The 24216-nt window shown below is 74.5% G+C and carries 22 protein-coding genes; 13 read left to right on the top strand and 9 right to left on the bottom strand.

Annotation, left to right across the window (positions count from 1 at the left end):
* Positions 1-104 precede the first annotated feature (104 nt).
* Positions 105-965 carry an SDR family oxidoreductase gene (locus ACGF15_RS16560; protein ID WP_392799663.1) on the bottom strand — a complete coding sequence of 287 codons (861 nt, stop codon included), beginning with the start codon at positions 963-965 and terminating at the stop codon, positions 105-107.
* A gap of 119 nt (positions 966-1084) precedes the next feature.
* Here ACGF15_RS16560 and ACGF15_RS16565 point away from each other — a divergent pair, with 119 nt between their 5' ends.
* Entirely contained in the window at positions 1085-1495 is a 411-nt protein-coding gene (locus ACGF15_RS16565) for a helix-turn-helix domain-containing protein (protein WP_256525390.1), read from the top strand.
* Positions 1496-1644: 149 nt separating this feature from the next.
* On the opposite strand, the gene ACGF15_RS16570 is transcribed toward ACGF15_RS16565, so the two are convergent.
* The 5 genes from ACGF15_RS16570 to ACGF15_RS16590 form a co-directional block, all read right to left on the bottom strand.
* Complete coding sequence (locus ACGF15_RS16570) at positions 1645-2694, bottom strand: 2-oxoacid:ferredoxin oxidoreductase subunit beta (protein WP_345614437.1); 1050 nt, start codon at positions 2692-2694, stop codon at positions 1645-1647.
* Positions 2687-4651, bottom strand: coding sequence for a 2-oxoacid:acceptor oxidoreductase subunit alpha (locus ACGF15_RS16575; protein ID WP_345614438.1), 1965 nt, complete (start codon positions 4649-4651; stop codon positions 2687-2689). Before ACGF15_RS16575 ends, ACGF15_RS16570 begins: the two co-directional genes overlap by 8 nt.
* A gap of 250 nt (positions 4652-4901) precedes the next feature.
* Positions 4902-5573 carry a response regulator transcription factor gene (locus tag ACGF15_RS16580; protein ID WP_345614439.1) on the bottom strand — a complete coding sequence of 224 codons (672 nt, stop codon included), beginning with the start codon at positions 5571-5573 and terminating at the stop codon, positions 4902-4904.
* A gap of 268 nt (positions 5574-5841) precedes the next feature.
* Complete coding sequence (locus ACGF15_RS16585; RefSeq protein WP_392799944.1) at positions 5842-7164, bottom strand: sensor histidine kinase; 1323 nt, start codon at positions 7162-7164, stop codon at positions 5842-5844.
* A gap of 253 nt (positions 7165-7417) precedes the next feature.
* On the bottom strand, positions 7418-8626 hold the full coding sequence (locus ACGF15_RS16590) for a sensor histidine kinase (protein WP_392799669.1): 1209 nt from the start codon (positions 8624-8626) through the stop codon (positions 7418-7420).
* A 409-nt stretch (positions 8627-9035) separates the two neighbouring features.
* Between ACGF15_RS16590 and ACGF15_RS16595 the strand changes: the two genes are divergently transcribed.
* From ACGF15_RS16595 to ACGF15_RS16650, 12 genes are all read left to right on the top strand, one after another.
* The gene (locus ACGF15_RS16595; RefSeq protein ID WP_256525395.1) at positions 9036-9434 is read left to right on the top strand and encodes an NADH-quinone oxidoreductase subunit A; all 399 of its coding nucleotides are present in this window, start codon (positions 9036-9038) and stop codon (positions 9432-9434) included.
* A complete protein-coding gene (locus ACGF15_RS16600) occupies positions 9425-10042 on the top strand; it encodes an NADH-quinone oxidoreductase subunit B (protein ID WP_392799672.1) in 618 nt (205 codons plus the stop codon). Before ACGF15_RS16595 ends, ACGF15_RS16600 begins: the two co-directional genes overlap by 10 nt.
* Complete coding sequence (locus ACGF15_RS16605; protein WP_392799675.1) at positions 10039-11385, top strand: NADH-quinone oxidoreductase subunit C; 1347 nt, start codon at positions 10039-10041, stop codon at positions 11383-11385. The genes ACGF15_RS16600 and ACGF15_RS16605 overlap by 4 nt, the downstream gene beginning before the upstream one ends.
* Positions 11382-12341 carry a complex I subunit 1 family protein gene (locus ACGF15_RS16610; RefSeq protein WP_256525398.1) on the top strand — a complete coding sequence of 320 codons (960 nt, stop codon included), beginning with the start codon at positions 11382-11384 and terminating at the stop codon, positions 12339-12341. Before ACGF15_RS16605 ends, ACGF15_RS16610 begins: the two co-directional genes overlap by 4 nt.
* A gap of 2 nt (positions 12342-12343) precedes the next feature.
* On the top strand, positions 12344-12973 hold the full coding sequence (locus ACGF15_RS16615) for an NADH-quinone oxidoreductase subunit I (protein WP_362615708.1): 630 nt from the start codon (positions 12344-12346) through the stop codon (positions 12971-12973).
* On the top strand, positions 12970-13578 hold the full coding sequence (locus ACGF15_RS16620; RefSeq protein WP_345614444.1) for an NADH-quinone oxidoreductase subunit J: 609 nt from the start codon (positions 12970-12972) through the stop codon (positions 13576-13578). Before ACGF15_RS16615 ends, ACGF15_RS16620 begins: the two co-directional genes overlap by 4 nt.
* Positions 13578-13964: an NADH-quinone oxidoreductase subunit NuoK gene (gene nuoK / locus ACGF15_RS16625; protein WP_345614445.1), complete on the top strand. Its 387-nt coding sequence runs from the start codon at positions 13578-13580 to the stop codon at positions 13962-13964. Before ACGF15_RS16620 ends, nuoK begins: the two co-directional genes overlap by 1 nt.
* Entirely contained in the window at positions 13961-15961 is a 2001-nt protein-coding gene (locus ACGF15_RS16630; protein ID WP_392799680.1) for an NADH-quinone oxidoreductase subunit L, read from the top strand. The genes nuoK and ACGF15_RS16630 overlap by 4 nt, the downstream gene beginning before the upstream one ends.
* A 3-nt stretch (positions 15962-15964) precedes the next feature.
* A complete protein-coding gene (locus ACGF15_RS16635; RefSeq protein ID WP_392799682.1) occupies positions 15965-17635 on the top strand; it encodes a NuoM family protein in 1671 nt (556 codons plus the stop codon).
* A complete protein-coding gene (locus ACGF15_RS16640) occupies positions 17632-19173 on the top strand; it encodes an NADH-quinone oxidoreductase subunit N (protein ID WP_392799684.1) in 1542 nt (513 codons plus the stop codon). Before ACGF15_RS16635 ends, ACGF15_RS16640 begins: the two co-directional genes overlap by 4 nt.
* Before the next feature lie 313 nt (positions 19174-19486).
* Positions 19487-20350: a zinc metalloprotease HtpX gene (gene htpX, locus ACGF15_RS16645; protein WP_345614449.1), complete on the top strand. Its 864-nt coding sequence runs from the start codon at positions 19487-19489 to the stop codon at positions 20348-20350.
* A complete protein-coding gene (locus ACGF15_RS16650; RefSeq protein ID WP_256525405.1) occupies positions 20347-20745 on the top strand; it encodes a YccF domain-containing protein in 399 nt (132 codons plus the stop codon). The genes htpX and ACGF15_RS16650 overlap by 4 nt, the downstream gene beginning before the upstream one ends.
* 40 nt (positions 20746-20785) lie before the next feature.
* On the opposite strand, the gene ACGF15_RS16655 is transcribed toward ACGF15_RS16650, so the two are convergent.
* Genes ACGF15_RS16655 through ACGF15_RS16665 form a run of 3 tightly spaced genes read right to left on the bottom strand, consistent with a single transcriptional unit; the run spans position 20786 to position 23254 of the window.
* Positions 20786-22033, bottom strand: a complete 1248-nt coding sequence (locus ACGF15_RS16655; RefSeq protein ID WP_392799688.1) for an APC family permease — start codon at positions 22031-22033, stop codon at positions 20786-20788.
* A gap of 58 nt (positions 22034-22091) precedes the next feature.
* Positions 22092-22751, bottom strand: a complete 660-nt coding sequence (locus tag ACGF15_RS16660) for an alpha-ketoglutarate-dependent dioxygenase AlkB family protein (protein WP_392799691.1) — start codon at positions 22749-22751, stop codon at positions 22092-22094.
* Positions 22748-23254: a methylated-DNA--[protein]-cysteine S-methyltransferase gene (locus ACGF15_RS16665; protein ID WP_345614452.1), complete on the bottom strand. Its 507-nt coding sequence runs from the start codon at positions 23252-23254 to the stop codon at positions 22748-22750. The genes ACGF15_RS16660 and ACGF15_RS16665 overlap by 4 nt, the downstream gene beginning before the upstream one ends.
* Positions 23255-24216: the final 962 nt, after the last annotated feature.

The following is a 24216-nucleotide window of genomic DNA, read 5'->3' on the forward strand; positions in this document are numbered from 1 at the left end:
GGTACTGACGGATTGTTGAAGCTCCGACGAGGGGCGCCGGGCGGGGTCGGATCTCGTCGGGCAGGTCCGCGGCGGTGCCCCCGTAAGCCCTGGTCAGACGTCTGTCAGGCGGACTTCAGTGCCACCGCGACGGAGTCCGCCAGGGAGGTGGCCGGCCGTCCGGCGAGCCGGGCGAGGTCCCCGCTGCGCCCCGCGAGCCGGCCGCGCCCGATGGCGTCGTCCACGTCCACCAGCAGGCGCGCGAAGGGCTCGGGCACGCCCGCTCCGGTGAGCGCGGCCAGATGCGCCTCCGGCGTGAGCTCGGTGTGGACGACGGTCCGCCCGGTCTGCCGGGAGAGCTCGGCGGCGTACTCCGCCAGCGACCAGGCGGTGTCGCCGCTCAGCTCGTACGCCCGGCCCAGGTGCCCGTCCTGCGTCAGCACGGCGGCCGCGGCCGCCGCGTAGTCGGCGCGCGCCGCGGAGGCGATCCTGCCGCCCCGGGTGCTGCCGAGGACCGCGCCGTGCTCCAGCGCCTGTGCCAGGTGCGCGGTGTAGTTCTCCGTGTACCAGCCGTTGCGCAGGAGGGTGTGCGGCAGCCCCGAGGCCAGGATCAGCCGCTCGGTTTCGGTGTGCTCCGCGGCCAGGTCGAAGTCGGCCTCGGGGCCGCCCAGGATGCCGGTGTAGGCGAGCTGCGCCACGCCCGCCGCCCGGGCCGCCTCGACGACGGCCGTGTGCTGCGGGACGCGCCGGCCCACCTCGCTGCCGGAGACCAGCAGGACGCGGTCCCCGGGGCGCAGGGCGGCGGCGAGGGTCTCCGGCCGGTCGTAGTCGGCCCGGCGGACCTCGACGCCGTGTGCGGCGAGGTCCGCGGCCTTCGAGGTGTCGCGTACGGCCGCGGCGACCGAAGCGGCGGGGACGGTGCGCAGCAGCTCCTCGACGACCAGGCGGCCGAGTGCTCCGGTGGCGCCGGTGACGACGATGCTCATGACGTTCTCCTCGGGGTGGGGGTGCCGGGCCCGCCGCGTGGGCGCTCCGGCGGTTCGGGGACCACCCTAGGAAAGGCGCTTACTATTCGTAAGTACCCACTTTGAAGTAAGGTACTGGTATGTCCGTACGTGCCGACGAGGGCCCCGCGCCCGATGTGAACCGCGAGCTCTGCCCGTCCCGGGCGATCCTGGAGCACGTGACCAGCCGCTGGGGGGTGCTGGTGCTCGCACTGCTGCTGGAGCGCACCCACCGCTTCAGCGAGCTGCGCCGCGGCATCGGCGGCGTCACCGAGAAGATGCTGGCCCAGACCCTGCGGACGCTGGAGCGGGACGGCCTGGTCCACCGCGAGGCCTGGCCCGTGATCCCGCCGCGCGTGGAGTACTCGCTCACCCCTCTCGGCCGGCAGGCCGCCGCCCAGGTGTGGGAGCTGGCCCGGTGGACCGAGCGCAGCGTCGCCGAGGTCGAGGCCGCGCGCGCCGCCTACGACGAGGAGAAGCTGCGCCAGGCGCCCCCGGCCGGGGGCGCCTGAGCCGGAGCGGCCCGGTGCGGCCTGGTGCGCCTGGTGCGTCCCGCCGCGGGCCCCGGGGGCGTCCCGGAGCGCCCCCGGCAGCCGGAAGGGCCGGCGCCCCGCGGGGCGCCGGCCCTCCTTCCGTGACCCGGCCCCGGGGGGCCGGGGCGTCAGCCGACGACCGTCCAGGTGTCGCCGCCCGCCAGCAGCGCGCCCAGGTCGCCCTTGCCCTGCTGCTCGACGGCCGCCTCCAGCTGCTCCGCCATGAGCGTGTCGTAGACCGGGCGGTGCACACTGCGCAGCACACCGATCGGGGTGTGGTGCAGGGTGTCGGGGTCGGCCAGCCGGGAGAGCGCGAAGGCCGTCGTCGGGCTGGCCGCGTGCGCGTCGTGGACGAGCACCGCCGACTCGTTCTCCGGGGTCACCTCGACCACGTGCAGGTCCCCGGTCCCCGGGTCGCGCACCACGCCCTTGGTGAGGCCGGCGCCGAAGCGGATCGGCTCGCCGTGCTCCAGGCGGATGACGGCCTCCTCGGCCTGCGCCTTGTCCTTCAGGACGTCGAAGGCCCCGTCGTTGAAGATGTTGCAGTTCTGGTAGATCTCCACCAGCGCCGTGCCCGGATGCGCCGCCGCCTGACGCAGCACCTCCGTCAGGTGCTTGCGGTCGGAGTCGACGGTGCGGGCCACGAAGCCCGCCTCCGCCCCCAGGGCGAGCGAGACCGGGTTGAAGGGCGCGTCCAGCGAGCCCATCGGCGTCGACTTGGTGACCTTGCCGAGCTCCGAGGTGGGGGAGTACTGGCCCTTGGTGAGCCCGTAGATCCGGTTGTTGAACAGCAGGATCTTCAGGTTCACGTTCCGGCGCAGCGCGTGGATCAGGTGGTTCCCGCCGATCGAGAGCGCGTCGCCGTCCCCCGTCACCACCCACACCGACAGGTCCTGCCGGGAGGAGGCCAGCCCCGTCGCGATGGCCGGGGCGCGGCCGTGGATGGAGTGCATCCCGTAGGTGTCCATGTAGTACGGGAAGCGCGAGGAGCAGCCGATGCCCGAGACGAAGACGATGTTCTCCCGCGCCAGGCCCAGCTCCGGCATGAAGCCCTGCACGGCCGCCAGGATCGCGTAGTCCCCGCAGCCGGGGCACCAGCGCACCTCCTGGTCGGTCTTGAAGTCCTTCATGGACTGCTGTGCCTCGGCCTTGGGCACCAGCGACAGCGCCTCAGTCATCGATGGCCTCCTTGAGAGCCGTGGCGAGCTGCTCCGCCTTGAACGGCATGCCGTTCACCTGGGTGTGGCTGTGCGCGTCGACCAGGTACCGGGCCCTGATCAGGGTGGCGAGCTGACCGAGGTTCATCTCCGGCACCACGACCCGGTCGTAGCTCCGCAGGACCTCGCCCAGGTTCGCCGGGAAGGGGTTCAGATGCCGCAGATGGGCCTGGGCGATCGGCACCCCGGCCGCCCGCAGCCGCCGCACCGCCGCCGTGATGGGCCCGTACGTCGACCCCCAGCCCAGCACCAGGGCGCGTGCGCCGTCCGGGTCGTCGACCTCGACCTCGGGGACGGCGATGCCGTCCACCTTGGCCTGCCGGGTCCGGACCATGAACTCGTGGTTGGCCGGGTCGTAGGAGATGTTGCCCGTGCCGTCCTGCTTCTCGATGCCGCCGATCCGGTGCTCCAGACCGGGCGTCCCGGGGACCGCCCACGGCCGGGCCAGGGTGTGCGGGTCGCGCTTGTACGGCCAGAACACCTCGGTGCCGTCGGCCAGTTCGTGGTTGGGACCGCTCGCGAACTGCACCCGCAGATCGGGCAGCTCGTCGAGTTCGGGGATGCGCCAGGGCTCGGAGCCGTTGGCCAGGTAGCCGTCCGACAGCAGGAACACCGGGGTGCGGTACGCGAGCGCGATCCGCGCGGCGTCCAGCGCGGCGTCGAAGCAGTCCGCCGGGGTGCGCGGGGCGACCACCGGGACGGGGGCCTCGCCGTTGCGCCCGTACATCGCCTGGAGCAGGTCGGCCTGCTCCGTCTTGGTGGGGAGGCCGGTCGACGGGCCGCCGCGCTGGATGTCCACGACGAGCAGCGGCAGCTCCAGCGAGACCGCGAGCCCGATCGTCTCGCTCTTGAGCGCCACCCCCGGACCGGAGGTGGTCGTCACCGCCAGCGAGCCGCCGAACGCCGCGCCCAGCGCGGCGCCGATCCCCGCGATCTCGTCCTCGGCCTGGAAGGTGCGCACCCCGAAGTTCTTGTGGCGGGACAGCTCGTGCAGGATGTCCGAGGCCGGGGTGATCGGGTACGAGCCCAGGTAGAGGGGCAGGTCCGACTGGCGCGCCGCCGCGATCAGCCCGTACGACAGGGCCAGGTTCCCGGAGATGTTGCGGTAGGTGCCCGGCGGGAAGGCGCTGCTCGCGGGGGCGACCTCGTAGGACACCGCGAAGTCCTCGGTCGTCTCGCCGAAGTTCCAGCCCGCCCGGAAGGCGGCGATGTTGGCCTCGGCGATGGTCGGCGACTTCGCGAACTTGCGCCGCAGGAAGCGCTCGGTGCCCTCGGTCGGCCGGTGGTACATCCACGACAGCAGACCCAGCGCGAACATGTTCTTGCTCCGCCCGGCCTCCTTGCGGGACAGGCCGAACTCCTTGAGCGCCTCGATGGTCAGCGTCGTCAGGGGCACCTCGTGCACCCGGTAGGCGTCCAGCGAGCCGTCCTGGAGCGGCGAGGTCTCGTACCCCACCTTGGCCATGGCCCGCTTGGCGAACTCGTCGGTGTTCACGATGATCTCGCCGCCGCGCGGGACGTCGGCGATGTTCGCCTTCAGCGCCGCCGGGTTCATCGCGACCAGCACGTTCGGGGCGTCACCCGGGGTGAGGATGTCGTGGTCCGCGAAGTGGAGCTGGAAACTCGACACACCCGGCAGTGTCCCTGCGGGGGCGCGGATCTCGGCGGGGAAGTTCGGCAGCGTCGACAGGTCGTTGCCGAAGGACGCCGTCTCCGAGGTGAAACGGTCGCCTGTCAGCTGCATACCGTCACCGGAGTCGCCCGCGAAGCGGATGATCACCCGGTCCAGCCGGCGGACCTCCTTCCCGTCGCCGGGTCTGCGTTGCTCGCCGACGACGGCTTCCTGGGACTCATGGGCGTGCTGGGCCCCGTCGGCCTCGCCGGCCTGTCCTGCCGGGCTACTGACCTGGCTGGTCACTGAACTGGACCTCCCTCGTCGAGGCGGCTCCCCGGGACGCGGCCGGTCGACCGGCCGCCCTACGGGCAACCCTACGACGGCAGGGGCGCCCTTCCGGGACCGCTCACGTGTCGGATGAACCTAATGAGACGCCGTGGCGACCGGTTTTGTCATGCACCACCGGCCCCCGTCCGTTCCTTCCCTGCCGCGTCGCCCCGCCGGGTCCCGCTCGGGCGCGGGGCGCCGGGCACCTCACGAGTCGCCGGGCACCTCACGAGTCGAGGTAGGCCAGCACCGCGAGGACCCGCCGGTGGTCGCCGTCGCTGGGGGACAGCCCCAGCTTCAGGAAGATGTTGCTCACGTGCTTCTCCACGGCCCCGTCGCTCACCACGAGTTGCCGGGCGATCGCCGAGTTGGTGCGCCCCTCGGCCATCAGCCCGAGGACCTCCCGCTCCCTCGGTGTGAGCCGGGCGAGCACGTCCTGCCTGCGGCTGCGCCCGAGCAACTGGGCCACGACCTCCGGGTCCAGCGCGGTGCCGCCCCGGGCGACCCGCACCACCGCGTCCACGAACTCCCGCACCTCGGCGACCCGGTCCTTCAGCAGGTAGCCGACACCGCGGCTGCTGCCGGCCAGCAGTTCGGTCGCGTACCGCTCCTCGACGTACTGCGAGAGCACCAGCACGCCGACCTCCGGGTGCTCGCGGCGCAACCGCACCGCGGCGCGGACCCCTTCGTCCGTGTGGGTGGGCGGCATCCGCACGTCGGCCACCACCACGTCGGGCAGCGCGTCACCGGAGGCGAGCTCCGCGACGGTCTTCAGCAGCGCCTCCGCGTCCCCCACCCCCGCCACGACCTCGTGGCCGCGGTCGGTCAGCAGCCGGGTCAGGCCCTCCCGCAGCAGCACGGAATCCTCGGCGATGACCACCCGCACCCTGTCCTCCACAGTCCCGTGCCCCCCACTCGTCCCGTGTCCGCCCGTACGCTGCGTACAGCATCCCAGGTAAGGGCGCCGGGCGGGCGCGGCCCGCGGGAATCCGCGGGGGAGCGCGCAAGGTCGCCCCACCAGGGGACGCGCGCGGGCGCGGCGGAGTTGAGCGGCGCGTGCGCCGGGGCACCCTCGCCCCCGGCCCCGGCCCCGGCCTCGGGGCGGCGGCGGGAGACGGGTGCCGGGAGACGGGGCCGGGTCAGGGCGGCGGGAGACGGGTGCCGGGTCAGTCGCGCCAGGGCAGCTCGGCGACCACCGAGGTGGGGCCGCCCGCGGGGGAGTCCACGGCGAGGATCCCGTCCACCGCCGCCAGCCGCTCCGCCAGTCCGGCCAGGCCGCTGCCCGCCGCCGGGTCCGCCCCGCCCCGCCCGTCGTCCGCCACCCGCAGCATCAGACGGTCCTCCGCACGCCAGACGTCCACGGAGGCGACGGTCGCCCCCGCGTGCTTGCTGACGTTCTGAAGCAGTTCGGAGACGGTGAAGTAGGCGATCCCCTCGATGGCCTGGGCGGGCCGCGAGGACAGGTCGACCTCCACCGCCACCGGGACGGTGCAGCGGGAGGCGAGGGAGGACAGGGCCGCGTCCAGCCCCCGGTCGGTGAGGACGGCCGGGTGGATGCCGCGGGCGAGGTCGCGCAGCTCCTTCAGGGCCACCTTCACCTCCGCGTGCGCCTCGTCGACCATGGTGGCGGCCGCCCGGGGGTCCTCCGCGAGCTTCTCCTTCGCCAGCCCGAGATCCATGGCGAGGGCCACCAGCCGGGCCTGCGCGCCGTCGTGGAGGTCGCGCTCGATGCGGCGGAGGTCGGCCGCGGCCGTGTCCACCACCACCCCCCGGTCCGACTCCAGCTCCACCACCCGGCTGGCCAGCCGGGACGGGCCGAGGAGGCCGGTCACCATCAGCCGGTCCACCTGGTTCAGTCCCCGGGCGAGATACGGCGCGGCCAGGGTCAGCAGCAGTCCGACGACGCCGGTGCCCGCGATCTCCAGCGGGGTGTCCAGGTAGTGGCCGCCGGTCCCGTCGCCGTAGAGCTGCAGTCCCTGCTGGCCCGTGAACACCGGGAACACCCAGTGCCACAGCGGGTAGGCGAGCAGCGCCCACCCGGACGCCCAGACCGTGACGAGCAGGGAGAACGTGAAGACGGCCCACGGGAAGTGCAGCACCGCGTAGAGCAGGTGGCGCCAGGAGGCCCCGCTCTTCAGCATCCCGCCGACCCACGCCAGGAAGCCGCGCCTCCGGGCGCGCACCGGCTCCGGGGCGGGCACCTCCACCCCCAGCAGGGCCCCGGCCCGCGCCCGCTCCACGGCGCCCGCGGCGCGCAGCACGGCGAAGGTCCCGGCGAGCAGCGGTACGCCGAGGAAGGTGACCAGCAGCCCCGCCCCGGCGGAGACCAGGGACACCGCGAGCGAGAACAGCACGGCGCTCAGCGGAAGGCCGAGCAGGATCCAGCCGAACTCCCGCCAGGTGCGGCCGGTGAACGGCGCGCGCAGTACGGCGGTCAGCCCCTGCGCGGGGCGCGGGGGTGCGGGGTCGGGGCTGCGGTCCGAGGCCATCGGCGGCGTCCGTTCTGCGAGGCGGGCTGTCATGGTTCCAGCCTCCGCATCGCGGACCGCCGGGGCCATGAGGGCGGTCGCCGTCTTCTCCGGGGGTTTTCCCCACCCCGTTGCCCCCCGGGCCGCCGGCACCGGCGACCCGGGGGGCCACCGGACGGAGCCCGGGCCCCGCGGAGGGCCCGGGCGCGCGCCGCGAGGGCAGGCCGCGGGGCGGGCCGGTCCACCCGGCCCGCCCCGCGCGGCCCGTCGCCGCTCAGCCGCGCTCGCGCCAGGGCAGCTCCGCGGTCACCGTCGTCGGACCCCCGACCGGGGAGTCCAGGGCGAACAGCCCGTCCACGGCCCCCAGCCGCTCCGCCAGCCCCGCCATGCCGGTCCCGCCCTCCAGCCGGGCGCCGCCCCTGCCGTCGTCCACGACCTGGATGAGCAGCCGCCGGTCCGCCCGCCACACGTCCACCGTGACCCGGCTGGCCCCCGCGTGCTTGCTGACGTTCTGGAGCAGTTCGGAGACGGTGAAGTAGGCGATCCCCTCGATGGCCTGGGCGGGCCGCGAGGACAGGTCCACCGTGACCGCGACCGGCGCCGTGCAGCGGGAGGCGAGGGAGGACAGGGCCGCGTCCAGCCCCCGGTCGGTGAGGACGGCCGGGTGGATGCCGCGGGCGAGGTCGCGCAGCTCCTTCAGGGCCAGCTTCACCTCCCCGTGGGCCTCGTCCACCATGGCGGCGGCCGCGTCCGGGTCCTCCAGCAGCTTCTCCTTCGCCAGCCCGAGACCCATGGCGAGGGCCACCAGCCGGGCCTGCGCGCCGTCGTGGAGGTCGCGCTCGATGCGGCGGAGGTCGGCCGCGGCCGTGTCCACCACCACCCCGCGGCCCGACTCCAACTCGGCTATCCGGCGCTCCAGTTCGTCCGAGGGCGAGAGCAGCCCGCGCACCATGGCCCGGTCGGCGTTCGCCAGCCCGCGCGCCAGGTACGGCACCAGCGGGAACAGCACCAGCGAGGAGGTCAGCACCACCGCGAACACGGCCACCGCCCACGGCAGGCGCACGAACGCGTAGAGCACCGTGCGCCAGGCGACCGGGTCCCTCAGCCGCCTCCAGACCCACGGCAGCAGCCCGCCCCCGCCCGGCAGCGGACTGGGCTCCTCGATGCGCACACCGAGCAGCGCCCGTGCCCGGCCGCGCTCCAGCCGCCCCAGCAGCCGGGCCCCCGCCAGCCCCCCGGCCAGCAGCGGCAGCCCCACCACGGTGACCGACAGCCCGGCGCCGACGGACAGGGTGACCACGGCGTAGACGAACCCCAGCAGGCCGGCGGGCAGGTCGAGCAGGAGGAACGACAGCTCCCGGAACGTGCGGCGGTCGAGGACGTGGCGCACGGGCGGCGGGGCGTCCTCGCCGGGCGCGTACCCGTCCACCGGCGCGGAGGCGGGCCCCTTCGCGGCCCCGGAGGCGATCTTGCTCACGGTCATGCGCCCAGCCTGCACGGATCGCGCGCCGGACGCCATGGGGTCCGTAGGTGGGGCGGAGTGGGGATAACCCCACCCGGCCCCGGCCCGGCCCCGGCGGCCCACCCCATGCGGTCCCGGGCCGTGGCCGCGTCGGCTGCGGGGCGCCGCGCGGCGGAGGGCGGCGGAGGGCGGCTCTCCCGCCGCGCGGGCGCGGGCGGTCCGGGCAACGCGGCGGGGTGCCACGGGCCCTCGCCGCGGGCCCGTGGGGGATCGCGGGACAGGGCTTAGACTCCCGTGCGTACGAGAGGCGCCGGGCGGCGCCGGACGGAGGCGGCGCTCCGGCCGCACGCGGGCGGTGCGGGGCGCGGCGGCCCCGGGGCGCACCGGCCCGGGGCCCGGAACACCGAGGCGACAGGGAGCGAGGGCGGACGTGCCGGAGACGAGCGTGGTCCCACTCGCGGCGGAGTACTTCCGCGGCTACACCGTCGTCGGCCTGCTCGCGGCGGCCGGCGTGCTCTTCGTGGCCGTGGCCTTCACCGCCGGGCGGCTGCTGCGGCCCGCCGTGCCCACCCCGGAGAAGCTGCTCACCTACGAGTGCGGCGTGGACCCGGTGGGCGAGGGCTGGGCCCATACGCAGGTGCGCTACTACGTCTACGCCTTCCTCTACGTGATCTTCGCCGTGGACTCGATCTTCCTCTTCCCCTGGGCGACCGTCTTCGCCGCCGACGGATACGGCGCCACGACGCTCGTCGAGATGTTCGTCTTCCTCGGCTTCCTGGCCGTGGGACTGCTCTACGCGTACAAGAAGGGCGTCCTGACATGGGCGTGAACCCGGTGGACCTGCCCGAGCCCCAGCGGCTCGGCGTGCTCTCGCGCCTCGCTCCGGAACCGATGAAGGTGGTCCTCAACTGGGGGCGCCGCTACAGCCTGTGGGTGTTCAACTTCGGACTCGCCTGCTGCGCCATCGAGTTCATCGCCGCCTCCATGGCGCGCCACGACTTCATCCGGCTCGGCGTGATCCCCTTCGCACCCGGCCCCCGGCAGGCGGACCTGATGATCGTCTCCGGCACGGTCACGGACAAGATGGCCCCGGCGGTCAAGCGCCTGTACGAGCAGATGCCGGAGCCGAAGTACGTGATCTCCTTCGGCGCCTGCTCCAACTGCGGCGGTCCCTACTGGGACTCCTACGCGGTGACCAAGGGCGTCGACCAGATCATCCCCGTCGACGTGTACGTGCCCGGCTGCCCGCCCCGGCCCGAGGCCCTGCTCCAGGGCATCCTCAAGCTCCAGGAGAAGATCGCACGCGAGTCGCTGGGGGAGCGCTACGGACACGGCGGCGGGACGCGCCCCTCGACGGAGGCCCTGCGCAGCGGCCTGGTCGCCCCGCCCCCGGCGCCCGGGCCGGGCCCCGGCCCCGAAAGGGGGGACGACCGGTGAACGCCTACGACCGTCTGCCCGAGGCGGCGGCCGAGCTCTTCGGCCCCGAGGCCACCGCCGAGCGCAGCCACGACCTGCTCACGGTGGACGTCCCCCCGCAGGAGTGGCTCCGCGCGCTTCGGACCGCCCGCTCCACCCTCGGCTGCACCTTCTTCGACTGGCTGAGCGCCGTCGACGAGCCGGGCACCGGCTTCCGGGTCTGCGCCCACGTCGCGGCCCTCGGCCGGGGCACCGTCCGCCGGCTGCTGCTGCGCACCACCGTGCCGCACGACGCCCCCTCGCTGCCGACCGCCGTGGGCGTGTACGCCGGTGCCGACTGGCACGAGCGCGAGACCCACGAGATGTTCGGAGTGGACTTCACCGGCCACCCGCACCTGCACCCGCTGCTGCTGCCCGAGGGGTTCGAGGGCCATCCCCTGCGCAAGGACTTCGTGCTGGCCGCCCGGGTCGCCAAGGCGTGGCCGGGCGCCAAGGAACCGGGGGAGTCGGAGCACGGGGGCCCCAAGCGCCGCCAGATGCTGCCCCCCGGGGTGCCCGACCCCAACGAGTGGGGCCCGCTGAAGGGTCAGCTCCCGCCTGCTCCGGCGCGTCCCGCCCGGGCCGCGCGCGGTGCCGCCGCGGGGGAGCGGCCCGTGCGCCGCACCCGCAGTGCGTCGGGAGGCTCGGCCTCCCAGGCGGCCGGGACGGCCGCGTCCCCGGAGCCCGGGGCCACTTCCGGTGCCCCGGCGGCAGAGGAGCGCCCGCCCCGCCGCAACCGCAGCGCCGCCGAGGGCTCGGCCTCGCAGTCCGCGCCTCCCGCGTCCCGCCCCCGCCGCAACCGCAGCGCGGCCGAGGGCTCCGCCTCGCAGTCCGCGCCCCCCGCACCCGGCACCGAGCCCGCCCCGCAGGCGTCCCGCAGCGCGGACGCCCCCTGGCACCACGCCCGCCCGGCCTTCGACGACGCCGGCCCCGGTGCACAGGGCGAGCCGCCCTCCGCCGGTGGCGGTCGCGCGGCCGCGGACACCGGTGCCACCGCGCCCGCCCAGGGCCGCGAGGACGGCGGCGAGGAGCCCGGCGCGGACGCCCCCGCCCCGGACGCCCCCGCCCCGGACGTATCCGAGAGTGACGCTCCCGAGAGGACCGACCGGCCCGGCGCCCCCGCCCCGGACGCCCCCGCCCCGGACGTATCCGAGAGTGACGCTCCCGAGAGGACCGACCGGCCCGGCGCCCCCGCCCCGGACGCATCCGAGACCGACGCATCCGAGAGCGACCGGCCCGAAGAGCACGCACCCGAGGCCACCGACGCACCCGAGAGGACCGACCGGCCCGGGACCGACCGACCGACCGGAGGCGACCCCGCGTGAACGACGTGCTCGACGTCGCCCTCCGGCTCCTCGCCGTCTTCGCCGCGTTCCTGGTCCTCCCGCTCGTCGTCGGGCAGACCGAGCACAAGGTGATGGCCCATATGCAGGGCCGGCTCGGCCCCATGTACGCGGGCGGCTTCCACGGCTGGGCGCAGCTCGTCGCCGACGGCGTGAAGTTCGCGCAGAAGGAGGACGTGGTCCCGGCCGAGGCCGACCGCCGCGTCTTCCGCCTCGCACCCGCCGTCGCCCTCCTGCCCTACCTCCTCGTGCTCCTCGCGATCCCCGTCGGACCGGACACGGTCGGGCAGGTCGTGGACGCGGGCGTCTTCTTCGTGCTCGCCGTGATGGGCGTCGGCGTACTCGGCTCCCTCATGGCGGGCTGGGCCTCGGCCAACAAGTTCTCCCTGCTCGGCGGGTTGCGCACCGCGGCCCAGCTGCTCTCCTACGAGCTGCCGATGCTGCTGGCCGCCGCCTCCGTCGCGATGGCCGCGGGCACCGTCTCCCTCACCGGCATCCTCGACGCCTTCGAGTGGTGGTGGCTGCCCTGGCAGATCGTCGGGGCCGTGGTCTTCTTCGTCGCCGGACTCGCCGAACTCCAGCGTCCGCCCTTCGACATGCCCGTCGCCGACTCCGAGATCATCTTCGGCGCCTACACCGAGTACACCGGGATGCGCTTCGCGCTGTTCCTGCTCGCCGAGTACGCGGGCATCGTCGTGCTCTGCGGCCTGACCACGGTCCTCTTCCTCGGCGGCTGGCACGGCCCGCTGGGCGCCGACGGCCTCGGCTGGCTCTGGACCCTGCTGAAGACCGCGGTGCTCGCCTTCGTCGTCATCTGGCTGCGGGTCTCCTACCCCCGGATGCGCGAGGACCAGCTCCAGCGGCTCGCCTGGACCGTCCTCGTCCCGCTCGCCCTCGCCCAGATCGCCCTCACCGGCGTCGTCAAGGTGGTGCTCTAGCCGTGTCCCCGATCCCCGGATCCGGTCTGGCCAAGGGCCTGGCCGTCACCCTGCGGACGATGACGAGGAGATCCGTCACCGCCCAGTACCCGGACGTCCTCCCCGAGCTGCCGCCCCGCACCCGCGGGGTCATCGGCCTGTTCGAGGAGAACTGCACGGTCTGCATGCTGTGCGCCCGCGAGTGCCCGGACTGGTGCATCTACATCGACTCCCACAAGGAGACCGTGCCGCCCGCGGCCCCCGGCGGCCGCGAACGCAGCCGCAACGTGCTGGACCGCTTCGCCATCGACTTCTCGCTCTGCATGTACTGCGGCATCTGCATCGAGGTCTGCCCCTTCGACGCGCTGTTCTGGTCGCCCGAGTTCGAGTACGCGGAGACCGACATCCACGAACTCACCCACGAGCGGGACAAGCTCCGGGAGTGGATGTGGACGGTGCCCGCGCCGCCGCCGCTCGACCCGCGGGCCGAGGAGCCCAAGGAGCTCGCCGCCGCCCGCAAGGCCGCCGAGAAGCTCGAAGCCGCCGAAGCCGCCGCGGCGGCGGCCCGGGCCGACGAGCCCTCCGGGCCCGCCGCGGAGGCCGACGGCACCGGCGACGGCGGCGACCGCCGCGGCGGGGAGGGACCGGCATGACGCCCGCCGCCGCCCCCCAGGGCTTCCTCTCCCCCACGGGCGTCGAGGTCGCCTTCGTCCTGGTCGGCCTCGCCACCCTCGGCGCCGCCCTCGTCTCCGTCACCACCCGCCGACTGGTGCACGCCGCCCTCTGGCTGGTCGTCGCCCTCGGCGGCGTCGCCGTCGAGTACCTGCTGCTCACGGCCGAGTTCATCGCCTGGGTGCAGGTGCTGATCTACGTCGGCTCCGTGGTCGTGCTGCTGCTGTTCGGGCTGATGCTGACCAAGGCGCCCATCGGGCCCTCGCCGGACGCCGACTCCGGCAACCGGTGGATCGCCCTCGGCGTGGCCGGGCTCGCCGCCGCCACCCTCGGCTGGGTCGTCCTCGACGCCTTCCGCACCGCCTGGATCGATCTGGACGGACCCGTCCAGGGCTCCACCCGGGTCACCGGCGACATGCTCTTCCGGCACTGGGTGCTGCCCTTCGAGGCCCTCTCGGTGCTGCTGCTCGCCGCCCTCGTCGGGGCGATCGTGCTCTCCCGCAAGGACCCCCGGGCCACCGGGGACACGGCGGCCCCCGGCTCCCGGGGGGCCGACGGCACCGAGGACCCCGAGGGGACGCGCTGATGCATCTCGCCTATCCCGCCGTCCTCGCCGTGCTGCTGTTCTGCATCGGCCTGTACGGAGTGCTCGCCCGCCGCAACGCGATCCTGGTCCTGATGTCCGTCGAGCTGATGCTCAACGCCGTCAACCTCAACCTGGTCGCCTTCGACGTCTGGCTGCGCGACACCCTGCACGCCGGGCAGGCCCTGACCCTGTTCACCATCGCGATCGCCGCCGCCGAGATCGGCATCGGCCTGGCGATCGTGCTGATGGTCTACCGCAACCGCGGCACCTCCGACGTCGACCGCCTGCGCGACACCGCCGAGCGGCCCGGCGACGACGGGCCCGGCGGCCCGGACCGCCCGACCGCGCCCGCGGACCGCGAGGAGAAGGCCGAGGCCGCCGCGTGACCACCACGACCCTCGCCGTCCTCGTCCCCCTCCTGCCCTTCCTGGGCGCCGTGGCGGGCCTGCTGCTCGGCCGCACCGCGCCCGGGTTCGTCCGCCCGCTCGCGGTCCTGCCCACCCTCGCCGCCGCCGGGCTCGCCGTCGCGGTGGCCGTCCGCCAGGGCGGCGGGCCCGCCGTGGAGGCGTCCACCGAACTCACCCCCACCGGCTCGGTCCCCGTCGACCTCGCCCTGTACGTCGACGGCTTCGCCGCGCTCGTCGCCGTCCTGGTCGGCGTGGTGGCCGCCTGCGTGCAGATCTACTCCACCGCCTACCTCCGCGACGACCCCCGCTACCCCTCCTACGCCGCGCTGGTCTCCCTGTTCACCTCCGCGATGCTGCTGGTCGTCTACTCCGGCGACCTGATGGTGCTGCTGGTCGGCTGGGAGGTCATGGGCATCTGCTCCTACTTCCTCGTCGGCCACTACTGGGAGACGCCCGAGGCCCGCGCCGCCTCCCTGAAGGCCTTCCTCGTCACCAAGCTCGGCGACGTGCCCTTCCTGATCGGCCTGTTCGCCCTCGCCTCCGCCGCCGGGACCTTCCGCATCACCGGGGTGCTCGGTGCCGTGGCCGCGGGCACGATCGAGCACCCGACGCTCGTCGCGCTGCTGCTCCTCGCGGGCGTCGCGGGCAAGTCGGCGCAGTTCCCGCTGCACACCTGGCTGCCCGACGCCATGGCGGGCCCCACCCCCGTCTCCGCGCTCATCCACGCCGCCACCATGGTGGCCGCGGGCGTCTACCTCGTCGCCCGTCTGCTCCCGCTGTTCGCCGCCTCCGCCGCCGCGATGACCGTGCTGGCCGCGATGGCCGCCGTGACCATGGTCGGCTCCGGGCTCGCCGCCCTCGCCCAGGACGACATCAAACGGGTGCTCGCCTACTCGACCATCGGCCAGCTCGGCTACATGACCGGCGCCCTGGCCGTCGGCGACCGCGGTGCGGCCGTCTTCCACCTGCTCTCCCACGGCGCCTTCAAGGCGGTGCTCTTCCTCGCCGCCGGTGTCGTCATCCATGCGGCGGGCACCAACTCGCTGGCCGCCATGAGCCGGATGAGCGGCCTGGCGCGGCGCGTGCCCGACGCCTTCTGGACGATGACCGTCGCCCTGCTCGCCCTCGCCGCCATCCCGCCCTTCGCCGGCTTCTTCTCCAAGGAGGCCGTGCTGGTGGCCGCCGAGCACGCCGCCCTCGACGGCTCGGGCGCGGTGCCCGCGGCGGCGGGCTGGACGGTCCTCGTGGCGGGCCTGGCCACCGCCCTGCTCACCGCCGCCTACGCGGCCCGGCTGTGGCTGCGCACCTTCCGCGGACGGGGAGCCGAGGCCCCCGACCACGGGCGCCAGCCGGTCGCCATGACCTCCGTCCTGTGGGTGCTCGCCGTGCCCTCGCTCGCCTTCGGGCTCGCCTACGGCGCCCTCCCCGGGTGGTTCGACGGCCGCGCCCTGACCCCCACCCTGACCACCGCCGTCCTCGGCACCGGCGCGGCCCTCGTCGGCGGCCTCGTCACCTACGCGGCCTGGCGCCATGCCACCGCGCCCGCGGCCCGCCCCCCGGCCGGCGCCGTCGCGGCGCACCCGGGCGAGGCGCCCGCCGTCTCCGAGGCCGCGGCGATCGCGAGCCACGCCCCCGCCCACGGCTCCGTCTCCGCGGCCGCCGACCCCACCGACCCCGGTCGGCTGCTGCTCGGCCCGCTCCACCGGTCCGCCGCCGAGGGCTTCCGCGTCGACGCCCTGTACTCGGCCCTGTTCGTCCGGCCCGTCCGGGCCGGGGCGCGGCTCGTGTCCTTCCTGGACCGCGAGGTCGTCGACGCCTACGTCCGCGGCTCGGGCACCGGCGCCCGGCTGCTCGGCGCCGCCGTCCGCCGGGCCCAGACCGGCAACGTGCAGACCTACCTCGGCGCACTCCTCGCGGGCTCGGTCGCCGTGGCCGTGCTCGCCGTCGTCCTGTCCCACACGAACGCGGGGTCCTGAGCCGTGATCGACATCAGCGAGTCCGTGATGCAGCTCCTCCTCGTTTTCATCGTCGCCGCCCCGCTCGTCGGTGCCGCCGCGGCCCTGCTGCCCGCCCCGCCCGGCCTGCGCGGCACCGGACCCGACCAGGCCGTGCTGCGCCACGGGGTGACCGTCACCGGCGCCGTGCTGCTCGCCTCCCTCGTCCTGGCGGCCGGCTTCGACCACGACGACCCCTCGCGGATGCAGGCCACCACCGACCTCAGCTGGATCCCCGCCCTGGACGTGCGGATCCACCTCGGCGTGGACGGCATCTCGCTCCCGCTGATCGTGCTGACCTCCCTGCTGACCTTCCTCTGCGCGCTGCACAGCTACGCCACCCGGCGCCCCGGCTCCGGCGCCCCCGAGGGCGGCCACTCGGCCAGGGCCTTCACCGCCCTGCTCCTCGTCCTCGCCTCCGGCACCCTGGCGACCTTCGCCGCCCTGGACCTGGTCCTGTTCTTCCTGGCCTTCGAGACGGTCCTCATCCCGATGTACTTCCTCATCGCCCGCTGGGGCGGTGCCGGACGGCGGGCCGCCGCGTGGAAGTTCATCCTCTACACGCTCCTCGGCTCCGTGGTGATGCTGCTCGGCCTGCTGCTGGTCGGCCTCCAGGCCGGCACCTTCGACATGGTCGCCCTCGCCGCGGGCGAGGGCCGGGGGCTGACGGCCACCGTGCAGGTCACCGCCGCCCTGGCCATCGGCCTCGGCCTCGCGGTCAAGACCCCGATGTGGCCGCTGCACACCTGGCTGCCCGACGCCCACACCGCCGCGCCCACCGTCGGCTCGGTCCTGCTGGCGGGCGTCCTGCTCAAGATGGGCACCTACGGCCTCGTCCGGATCGTGCTGCCGATCACCCCGCACGGCATGCAGGTCCTCGCGCCCTACCTGGCCGGCTTCGCCGCCGTGGGCATCGTCTACGGGTCCCTCGCCTGCCTCTCCCTGGCCCGGCGGGGCTCGGGCGGCGACCTGAAGCGCCTGATCGCCTACTCCTCCGTCGGCCACATGGGCTTCGTCCTGCTCGGCATCGCCAGCATGACCCCGACCGGAGTCAACGGCGCCCTGTTCGCCAACGTCGCCCACGGGCTGATCACCGGCCTGCTCTTCTTCCTCGTCGGCGCCGTCAAGGAGCGCTACGGCACCGCCGACCTCGACACCCTCGCCGGAGCGGGCGGCGCCGCGCTCTACGGGCGGGCGCCCCGGCTCGGGGGGCTGCTCGCCTTCGCCGCGGTCGCCTCCCTCGGCCTGCCCGGGCTCGCCGGGTTCTGGGGGGAGATGCTCGCGATGTTCGGGGCCTTCGACCCCGCCGAGGGCCTGAACCGGCCCGCCTTCCTCGTCTTCCTGTCCGTGGCGGCCTTCGGCACCCTGCTGACCGCCGCCTACCTCCTCGTCGTGGTGCGGCGGGTGTGCATGGGCGCCACCACCGCGCCGGTGCCCGGCGCGGTGGCGGAGGCCGCCGCCCCCGGCCACCCGGCCCCGGCCGGGGCCGCAGGCCCCCCGGAGCCGCCCGGCACCCTCGCCGACCTCCGCGGCCACGAGGCGGCCACCTGGACGCCGCTCGTCGCCCTCACCGTCCTCGCCGGACTCTGGCCCGCGGTCCTCCTCGGGCTCACCGACCCGGCCGTGCAGCAGCTCCTCGCAGGAGGCAGGTCGTGAACCCGGCAGCCGCCGGCCTCGTCCAGTCGGTCGACTGGCAGGCCATCGCCCCGCCCACCCTCACCGCGGTGGCCGCCCTGGTGGTCCTCGTCGCGGACCTGTTCACCGAGGAGCGCCGCAAGCCGCTCCTCGGCGCCACGGCGATCGCCGGCCTGGCCGCCGCACTGCTGGCCCTGATCCCCCTGCGCGCCGGCGACCGCTCCACGTTCTGCCTGACCACCGACGCGACCGCGTGCAGCTACACCGCGGACCACTTCACCCTCGTCATCCAGTTCCTGGTCCTGGGCGGCGCCCTGCTGACGGCCGTCCTCTCCCTCACCGACACCCGCCGCGAGCTGCCCGCGGGCGAGTACTGGTTCCTGCTGCTGGCCTCGGCAGCGGGCGCCGCCCTGCTGCCCGCCTCCCGGGACCTCGCCACCCTCGTCGTCGCCCTGGAGGTCGCCTCGCTGCCCGCGTTCGCGCTCGTGGGACTGCGCCGCGGCGACCGGAGGTCCAGCGAGGCGGCGCTGAAGTTCTTCCTCTCCTCCGTCACCGCGACGGCCGTGACGCTCCTCGGCGTCAGCTTCGTCTACGCCTCCACCGGCACCCTGCACCTCACCCGGGTGGCCGCCGGACTGGCGGACGTGCCCGCGCCCCTCGGCACCCTGGCCACCACCGGAGTCGCCCTGACCCTGGTGGGCTTCGCCTTCAAGACCGCCGCCGTTCCCTTCCACTTCTGGGTCCCCGACACCTACGCCGGGGCCCCGCTGCCCGTGGCCGGCTACCTCTCCGTCGTGGGCAAGGCGGTCGGCTTCACCGGCCTGATCCTGGTGACCGTCGTCGCCTTCCCCGGCCACTCCCGGGTGTGGGGGCCGGTCCTGGCGGTCCTGGCGGCCCTGACCATGACCGCGGGCAACGTCGCCGCCCTGCGCCAGTCGGCCACCCGCACCGGGGGCGCCGTCCGCCTGCTCGCCTGGTCCTCCGTCGGGCAGGCCGGGTACCTGCTCGTGCCGATCGCCGCCGCCGCGTACGCCGGGGACGACCGGATCGGCGCCACGGTCGCCTACGCGCTGATGTACGCCGTGGTGAACCTCGGGGCGTTCTCGGTCGCGGCGCTCGTCGCCCGCACCCGCCCGGCCAACCGGATCGCCGACTACCGGGGCCTGTACGCGACCCGTCCGCTCGCCGCCCTGGCCCTGGGCTTCTTCCTGCTCTGCCTGGCCGGGCTGCCCCCGGGCGTCATCGGCCTGTTCGCCAAGGTGGCCGTCTTCTCGGCGGCGGTCGACGCGGGCCTCGGCTGGCTGGCCGTCGTCATGGCCGTCAACGTCGTGGTGGCCCTCTACTACTACCTGCGCTGGACGGCGCTCCTCTTCCGCGCCCCCGAGGCGGCCGGGGCCCCCGGGGCACCGGTGTCCACCGAGGGGGACCGGGCCGCCCCCTCGCGGCGCCCCCGGCCCGCCCCGGCGGCGGTCGCCGTCGCGGTGACCGCGGTGACGGCGGTGGTCCTCTCCGGCTGGCCCCAGCCGGTGCTGCGGTTCGCGGCGACCACCCTCTTCTGACCCCGCCCGGGGCCGCCGGGTCCCGCCCTCGCCCCGCTTCGCGGGGGCCGCCGGGCCTGACTTCGTCCTGCTTTCCGGGGTCGCCGGGCCTGCCTTCGTCCCGCTGTCCGGGGCCGTGACGTCCCGCCCCTCATCCCGCTTCCCGGACCCCTCGCACCGGGGGCGGCGTCACCCGGACGGCGCCGGCCGCGGCCCGGTGACACGGGGAACCAGCGTCCCCCGCCTGGCGTTGACCAGAACAGAAGGGTCCACTGGAGGGTGGAGCACCACCAGGCAAAAGGGTTCCCCTGCCGCACCACTTGGAGGGCGTACCGTGCACCGCCGGCACAACGGGCTGAAGACCGCCGTACTCCTCGGGGGCCTGTCCGCACTGATCCTCGTCATCGGCAGCTTCTTCGGCCGTACGGGGCTGGTCGTCGCGCTCGTCGTCGCCGTCGGCACCAACGCCTACGCCTACGTCAACAGCGACAAGCTCGCGCTGCGGGCCATGCGGGCCCGGCCGGTGAGCGAGTTCGAGGCCCCGGCGCTCTACCGCATGGTCCGGGAACTCTCCACGGCCGCCCGCCAGCCCATGCCCCGGCTCTACATCTCCCCGACCCAGGCGCCGAACGCCTTCGCCACCGGCCGCAACCCGCGCAACGCCGCGGTGTGCTGCACCGAGGGCATCCTCGCGCTCCTCGACGAGCGGGAACTGCGCGGGGTCATCGGCCACGAACTCAGCCACGTCCACAACCGGGACATCCTCATCTCCTCCGTCGCGGGAGCCCTCGCCTCGGTGGTGATGTTCCTGGTCAACTTCGCCTGGCTGATCCCCGTCGGCCGCTCCAGCGACGACGACGGCCCGGGCCTCTTCGGCCTCCTGCTCGTCATGATCCTCGGCCCGCTGGCCGCCTCCGTCATCCAACTCGCGGTCAGCCGCTCGCGCGAGTACGAGGCCGACGCCTCCGGAGCCCACCTCACCGGGGACCCGCTCGCCCTGGCCAGCGCCCTGCGCAAGCTGGAGGCGGGCACCAGGCAGCTCCCGCTGCCACCGGAGCCCCGGCTGGAGACGGCGAGCCACATGATGATCGCCCACCCCTTCGCCCCGGGACGCGGCCTCTCCAGGATGTTCTCCACCCACCCGCCGATGGCGGAACGCATCGCACGACTCGAGCAGATGGCAGGTCACCGCCCATGAAGACACTTCTGAATGTCATATGGCTGTTCCTGAGCGGCTTCTGGCTGTTCCTGGGCTACCTGGTGGCAGGGCTCATCCTCTGCATCACCATCATCGGCATCCCCTTCGGTATCGCGGCCTTCCGGATCGGCGTCTACGCCCTGTGGCCCTTCGGGTACCGGGTCGTCGACCGGCACGACGCGGGGGCACCGTCCCTGATCGGGAACGTGCTCTGGATCCTGCTGGCGGGGTGGTGGCTCGCCCTCGGGCACATCGCCGCGGGCATCGCGCTCTGCGTGACGATCATCGGCATCCCCTTCGGCATCGCCAACTTCAAGCTCATCCCGGTGTCGCTGATGCCGCTCGGGAGGGAGATCGTCCGGACGGACGAGCCGTTCGCCGGGCGGCGCTACTGACGCCCGCCGTGCCGCGGCCCCCCGGTGTGCGCAGGGGCCCTCAGGCGGAGGCGCCGCCCCCGCCGTCGTGCCGTCGGCGCAGCGCGTACAGCACCGCGCCCACGGCCAGCACCCCCGTGCCCGCGATCGCCGACACCGCGGGCAGCGACAGCGCCAGCACCAGGCACCCGGTCAGCCCGCAGCCGGCCGTGACCCGCGCCGCCCGGGACGGAAGCGTCCACGCCGCGGCGTTGGCCACCGCGTAGTAGACCAGCACCCCGAACGAGGAGAAGCCGATCGCCCCGCGCACGTCGACCGTGGCCGCCACGACCGCGACCACCGCCCCCACGGCCAGCCCCGCGCGGTGCGGCACCCGGAAGCGCGGATGGACCGCGGCCAGGCCCCTGGGCAGGTGCCCGTCCCGGGCCATCGCCAGCGTCGTACGCGACACCCCGAGGATCAGCGCCAGCAGCGACCCCAGCGAGGCCACCACCGCGGCCGCGCGGACCACCGGCCCCAGCCAGTCCGCCCCGGCCGCCTCGGCCGCGGCGGCCAGCGGGGCCTCGGCCGCACCCAGCCCGGCCGCCCCCAGCACGGCGAGCGCCGCCGCGGCGACCGCGGCGTAGACGGCCAGCGCCGCTCCGAGCGCCAGCGGCACCGCCCGCGGGATGGTCCGCGCCGGGTCGCGCACCTCCTCGCCCAGCGTGGCGATCCGCGCGTACCCGGCGAAGGCGAAGAACAGCAGCCCGGCCGCCTGCAGCACGCCGCCCGGTCCCGTGCCGCCCCCCGGGGCCAGCCGCCCCGGGTCCGCCGCGTCCGAGACCGCGAGCGTCACCGCCACCGCGGCCAGCACGGCCAGCACCACGGCGACGATCACCCGGGTCACCAGCGCCGACTTCCGCACACCCCCGTAGTCGACCGCCGTCAGCACCACCACCGCGGCCACCGCCACGGCACGGGACTGCTCCGGCCATGCGTAGCTGCCCACCGTCAGCGCCATCGCGGCGCACGACGCCGTCTTGCCGACGACGAAGGCCCACCCCGCCAGATAGCCCCAGAAGTCGCCCAGCCGCTCCCGCCCGTAGACGTAGGTGCCCCCCGAGGAGGGGTACAGCGCCGCCAGCCGGGCCGAGGACATCGCGTTGCAGTAGGCCACCGCGGCGGCCAGGGCCAGCCCGACGAGCAGCCAGGACCCGGCCGCGGCCGCCGCCGGGCCGAGCGCCGCGAAGATGCCCGCGCCGACCATCGAGCCCAGACCGATCACGACGGCGTCGAAGACCCCGAGGGTCCGGCGCAGTTCCGGTGTCATGCGCCGAACCCTACTGAGCCGCGTCGGCGGTGCCGAGGGCACCCTGCCCGACAGGCCGTCAGCGGAGCCCCGTCTCCCGCAGCGTGATGTTGAGCCGGCCGCGGGGCAGCCCCGCCGACGGGTCCCCGGACTCCGCCAGCACCTTCGGCACCCCGTGGTACGCGAGCCGGGAGGGGCCTCCGAAGACGAACAGGTCGCCGGAGCGCAGCTCCACGTCCGCATAGGGCCGCCCCCGGTTCGCGGTGTTGCCGAAGCGGAAGACGCAGGCGTCCCCGATGCTCAGCGACACCACCGGCGCCGGGGAGCGCTCCTGGCGGTCCTGGTGCATGCCCATCCGCGCGGCGGAGTCGTAGAAGTTCACCAGGGCGGTGTCCGGCGTGTAGCCGCGGCTCTCCGGACCGTCCCCGTAGGCCGCCGCGAGCGCCTCGCGCCCCAGCCCGACCAGCCACCCGGGGAAGTCCGCCACCCGGGCGCCGTTCACGTCGTCCGCGGTACGTGAGTAGCGGTAGGGCTGCCAGTGCCACCCCACGCACACGGTCCGCACCGACATCGCACCGCCGCCCGGCAGCACGGTGTGCCGCAGCGGCACCGGGCCGCGGGCCCAGGCGCGGCAGGCGTCCACCAGAGCCCGGCGCCGCTCCGGCGGCAGCCAGTCGGGGACGTGGACCGCGCCGTCCGCGACCACCGCCCGTTCCCGGGGGAAGAGCGTCCCGCTCACTCCGCGAGCGCTCCCTCCAGCCGCAGCAGTGCGGCCTTGGCCGCCAGCCCGCCCGCGTACCCGCGCAGCGCACCGTCCGCGCCGATCACCCGGTGGCAGGGGCGTACCACCAGCAGCGGGTTGCGGCCGATGGCCGTGCCGACGGCGCGCACCCCGGCGCCCGGGGTGCCGACCCGGGCAGCGATCTCGCCGTAGCTGGTGGTCCGGCCGAAGGGGATCTCCTCCAGTGCCTGCCACACCCGGCGCTGGAAGTCGGTGCCGGCGGGAGTGTGCGCCACCGAGAAGCGGGTCAGCCCGCCGGAGAAGTAGGCCGAGAGCTGCTCGCCGATCGCCCGGAAGGCGCCGGGATCGCGACGGGCGCCCTCTCCCACGACCGCCCCGCCCTTCTGGCCGGGGAGCGAGAGCGAGGCGAGGACCGTCCCGCCCGGCGCCGAGGGCGACTCCTCGCCGACCAGCAGCAGCTCGCCCAGCGGGCTGTCGACGATGTCGTAGACGGTGGCCATGACCGGTGTCCTCCTTGGTGCCGCGGTGCCGGGACGTTCGGCTCGCCCCGAGGTCGAGTGTGCCCCTCCCGGGCCCCCACGGCTGGCGAGAATCCGACATGGCGACCGGACGGCCGGCGGCCGGCGAGCGCGGCGCTACGCGGTGGGTGGGTCAGTTGTCGACCGAGCGGAGGAAGCACACCGAAGGATGGAGAAGTTCTCGTTCAAGCCTGAGGTGCTGGGGCCGTCTATCCGGAAGAAATGATTCAGCTTCTCCGGTGTGCGAGACGCTGTGGGTGGGTTATGGGCGCCTCGCGCCTCTTTGCGTCGGATATCCGCCTCAGGTGGGCTTCACGCACTGTTTGTCTTCGTCGGTGGTCATCTGGAGGGAGGATGTATCCGCCTGGACCGCCTACGTGTACAGCAACTGCTCCTGCGGTGCCAAGAAGTACTTCAATTCCTTGCCCCGTACCGGACGAACTGGCGCGTCTGCGAGTGAGGTCCGCCCGGTGGCCTCGTGGTATGCCTACCTGGAGTTTCGGCCTTCGGTGATTGGGGGGAAGAGTGAGTTCGAGAGCATGGATGGCAGCCGGTGCGGTGGTTCTTGCGTTGGTCGCGGGGTGCACGGCCTCACCTGGTGAGGGAAGTCGCCCCTCACCTGGAGGTCCATCCGGGGAGTTCGGGAGTCGGGAACCTGATCCAGGCCTGAAGCTGGAACAGGCTCGGGGCAAGGAGCTTATTGTTCGGGAGACGAGCGGAGAGGCGGGTACCGATCTCCCCGTCTTTACTCCGATGCAGCCGTCGTACACGGTGCATTTCGTGTGCTCGGGCACCGGGGACATATCCCTGGAGGTCGACGGCGGGCAATGGGTCAGCCACCCTTGCGACGGGGTGGAGAACGCCGCCCAGCGAATAACCGGGAAAGGGCCTCAGGCGGTTTCCGTCAAGCTGTCAGGAAGTGCTGCCTGGAAGGTCGCAGTCGC

It is taken from the genome of Streptomyces sp. NPDC048001, from assembly GCF_043203115.1.
Lineage (GTDB): Bacteria > Actinomycetota > Actinomycetes > Streptomycetales > Streptomycetaceae > Streptomyces > Streptomyces sanyensis.